The sequence below is a fragment of the Virgibacillus sp. GM2-2 genome (assembly GCF_055329585.1).
In genome coordinates, this window is sequence record NZ_JBUZWC010000126.1 from 1 (window position 1) to 250 (window position 250).

The following is a 250-nucleotide window of genomic DNA, read 5'->3' on the forward strand; positions in this document are numbered from 1 at the left end:
GGCCCTCCTCTGGTTAAGGCAGCTACTGGTGAAGTGGTGTCTAGTGAGGATCTCGGTGGTGGTGATGTGCATACCCGTTTGTCTGGCGTGGCTGATCATCTGGCTGAAAACGATGAACATGCGATTGCGCTTGCCCGCAACATCGTGGCCAACCTGAACAAAAAGCCAAACAAGACCGCAGATGAAATCGAAGCGCCGCTATTTGACAGTTCGGAACTGTACGGCATTGTGCCGAGTGACGCGCGTAAGC

The 250-nt window shown here is 54.0% G+C and carries 1 protein-coding gene; it reads left to right on the top strand.

Annotated elements, in window-relative coordinates; all coding sequences use genetic code 11:
• Positions 1 to 9 precede the first annotated feature (9 nt).
• A partial coding sequence (locus ACY9Z2_RS19225) for a carboxyl transferase domain-containing protein (protein WP_463611281.1) occupies positions 10 to 250 on the top strand: 241 nt, incomplete at its 3' end.